Origin of the sequence: Allobosea sp. Tri-44, from assembly GCF_004123845.1 — a bacterium.
Lineage (GTDB): Bacteria > Pseudomonadota > Alphaproteobacteria > Rhizobiales > Beijerinckiaceae > Allobosea.
Genome location: NZ_NBDP01000066.1, coordinates 1 through 2,807, shown reverse-complemented (window position 1 = coordinate 2,807; position 2,807 = coordinate 1). Strand labels below are relative to the sequence as shown.

The window sequence follows — 2,807 nt, the reverse complement described above, 5'->3', positions numbered from 1 at the left end:
GTCGCTTGCGTTCGGATAGTCTCATGTACGAATAGCGTTGTGGTGGGGCTCACGGATACCCATGCCGTCACCCGACTTGGCGGTGGTGTCGAGGTGTCGTGGTAGTTCGCGTCGATACTGAGGAAGATACGGGAAGCCCGTTAGTGCGTCGTGATTTGCAAGATATGTTATGTGCTCGCGCGCGGCTTGCTCCACACGGATGTCGCGAATCTCGATTAACTGCCTCGGGGCACCGCTGGACAGGATCGGCGTGGCGCTCAGTGCAACATCGACGAGGGTGCCGGTGGCCGTCATCAGCTGCACCTCAACTCCCCTGAGGCACCTATTCCTGCGGTCGCTGGTTAGTGCAGGCCTGGCGATAAAATTCGTCAGGGGAGTTCCTTCGATTTCCGCCTGACCGAGGCCGACCAGTTGCTCGAAGGTTCGGTTTGTTGCGATCACTTTCTGGTTCTCGCATACGACTATGCTGGTCTGCGCCGCCTCGATGATGTTTCGCATCTGGTCCGCATCGGCGGACGCCCTGTGAGCGCGCTTGTCGAAGACGATGGCCACCAGACTGAGAGCCACGATCACTGACGCCACGAAGGCGACCGAAAGCCCAAGCAGAAACTCTGACAGACCTCCGTCAGAAACAGCGAGCGTCGGATCCGTCTTCACAGCGGCGGCTGCCATCGCAGTGAAATGGAGGCTGCAGACGGCCGCGCCAAATAGCGTTGCGGCGATAAACCTGAGTCTCCGCCTGTTGGCGAGATGTTCTATGTAGATGGCGGCGCCGAGCAGCAGGATAGCGGAGCTCACAGAGAGAGCGACCAGAGCAGGTTCCCAAGCGAACTTGCCCGCGAACACCAGCGCTCGCATGCCGGTGAAGTGCATAGCAGCAATAGCCGCGCTAAGCACGACAGCGCCGACGAGGGCGCATGGGAGAGCCGTCGACATCAAGAGGGGCATAGCGATGCCGGCGATCACGATGCTCAGTAGCGCGGAGGCAAGCGTCAACGTGATGTCGTAGCTGACGGCAGTCGCGGGCGCGAAGCCGAGCATCGCGACAAAATGGGTGGACCATATCCCGCCGCCTGCCACGCAGGCGGCTATGAGCGACCAGACGTGCCGCGATCCACCTTGTTGCGCGCGGGCGTGGTTGAGAATCGCAAAAACGGTGAATCCCGATATGAGCGAGACGAGAACCGCCAGAATAACGAGTTTGGGATCATGGTCGATCCGTATGCAATCCAAAACCCGGATGAACATGCGCAGCCTTGCCGTTACAAGCAGTTGACCCCGAGAATCGTCGCCCGGTCTTGCGGCTCGATTTGAAGCTTGACAATGGGGTATCGCAGCGCGGCTGAAAGTTGTCGATCAATGGAATATTGCAGGAGAACGCGCAATTTTAGACATTTACTGGTAACTGCGTGCTGAATCTGCGATTCACCAAAAATTCAGGGCCCGTTTTCCTTGTGGATCAAACGCCCTCTGGGCAGACCCTGACGGCGGCAGCATTCGCAGGTCTATCTGACTGGCTCGGCATTGCGCCAACTCCTGATGTGGCATCTGGCCAAGAAGCTAATATTTGTGTTGGCGTCGCTTAGGTATGCGCGCCCCGGATCCAGGGCACCAGGCGGCCCGCCTCTGCCCCCAATTCCGGGTCCATCCACGACAGAACGTTAACTTCTGCATGCGACCAATTTTACGGGGGCTGGTAGAGGCGTGGATCGAAACAATGACGGCGCGCAACGGCGCCAGCGATAAGGGGCGGCTGGGCGTCCTATTGCAGCGTTACCATCTGTGGATTGGCCAAAAACTCGGCCTGCCAGACCTCGACGAAACCGAGGCGGGATTGCTGCGGCGCCTGCAGTCTGAAGTTTTCTCAGCAATCTTGCCACCGGTTCTCATCTCCAACATCGCGGCTGCGGTAGTTACGGCGGCGGTAGCGATTTGGCACGGTTGGGTTTTAGCTGCGGTCGGTTGGTTTACATGCGTCGTTGTAATCGGCATTGCTGGCTTGCGCCGAACTCGAGCGCTTGAGACACGCCAGCGTGCGGAACCGCCCTCAGAGCGTTTTACACGGCGCACGATAGTTGACTCGGCCATACTGGCTTTGCCGTGGCTCATCGCCGGGCTCTGGCTCAATCCGTCCCTCGTGCCGGAAATGGAAACGCTCGTAGCAACGATCCTGGCTGGATTGATTTTCGCGGGCATCTTTACCATGGCGAGCATGCCGGCCGCAGCGTTGACGTTCTCAGGCATGGTGATGTTCGGTCGCCTGGCTCAGGTCATCTATACACCGCTCGATCAGGCACTAAGCAACCTCGCGCTTCTAATTATTTACAGCATCATACTTTTGGTGTCGCTGCGCGTTTTTGCACGACTTTATATTGATCGTGTTCGTTCCGCGCTTGTTGCTTCCAGACTGCGGGAAGAGGCGCTTTCACGCGCTGCCCGCGAGGAGGACCGCAGGGAGTCGGCCGAAGCACATGCGCGCGGCTTCCGCGATGAGGTGGGCGACATTATGAACGCCTTCATGAACTCGGCGGAACGCATGACCGAGGCAGCGATAATGCTGCGTACCATTGCGGGTGCGACGCATAGTTCTCTGACCAGTGCCGTCTCGCGCGTTGCTTACGCCAGCGACGATATCTTGTCGGTCGAGATATGCTCCCGCCGGCTCGCAGACAGTATCGGCCAGATTCGGCGGGAAACCGACACAACGAGCGGCCTTGTCGGCGCCGCCGCGGCGGATATTGCAACGGATCTTTCCGTCCGCGCCGCACACCCCGACGACGATAGCAGACACCGTGTGGGATGCGAGG

The 2,807-nt window shown here is 59.1% G+C and carries 2 protein-coding genes; one reads left to right on the top strand and one right to left on the bottom strand.

The features are described from left to right. Positions 1–21: 21 nt before the first annotated feature. On the bottom strand, positions 22–1,248 hold the full coding sequence (locus B6S44_RS28805; RefSeq protein ID WP_129160446.1) for an MHYT domain-containing protein: 1,227 nt from the start codon (positions 1,246–1,248) through the stop codon (positions 22–24). A gap of 469 nt (positions 1,249–1,717) precedes the next feature. Between B6S44_RS28805 and B6S44_RS28800 the strand changes: the two genes are divergently transcribed. Continuing rightward, on the top strand, positions 1,718–2,807 hold a 1,090-nt coding region (locus B6S44_RS28800; RefSeq protein ID WP_164986004.1), incomplete at its 3' end, for a hypothetical protein.

What these genes read in the sequence shown, in the direction of transcription:
- B6S44_RS28805 (WP_129160446.1), bottom strand. Translation starts at nt 1,248, where the DNA reads ATGTTCATCCGGGTTTTGGATTGCATACGGATCGACCATGATCCCAAA.